Source organism: Pseudomonas sp. HY7a-MNA-CIBAN-0227 (assembly GCF_040310325.1).
Taxonomy (GTDB): domain Bacteria; phylum Pseudomonadota; class Gammaproteobacteria; order Pseudomonadales; family Pseudomonadaceae; genus Aquipseudomonas.
On the sequence record NZ_JBEOPT010000291.1, the window covers coordinates 1 to 248 of the forward strand.

Below are 248 nucleotides of genomic sequence, written 5' to 3' on the forward strand. Positions count from 1 at the left end.
CTGCCCCCATGCGGTGTTTTTTAATGATAGTGATGAGCAATGCATTACCTGTCATCAGGGTGAAGAGTGTTTGTGGATTAATCATAATGATGAAATGGTCGCACTTGAGTTGAAGTCGATTGAGCAATTAACGCAGCAATTATTAATAGAGGTTGATTATATTGACTCTAATTTAAGTCCAAATCATATGTCGCGCCGAAAGTGTCAATGTGAAAACTGTCGTTGGTTAAAACAATTGCAAATGACCC

At 38.3% G+C, this 248-nt stretch carries 1 protein-coding gene; it reads left to right on the forward strand.

All coding sequences use genetic code 11. From position 1 onward, the window contains the following. The coding region (locus tag AAEZ06_RS27970) for a hypothetical protein (RefSeq protein WP_350617429.1) at window positions 1-248 on the forward strand (248 nt) is incomplete at both ends.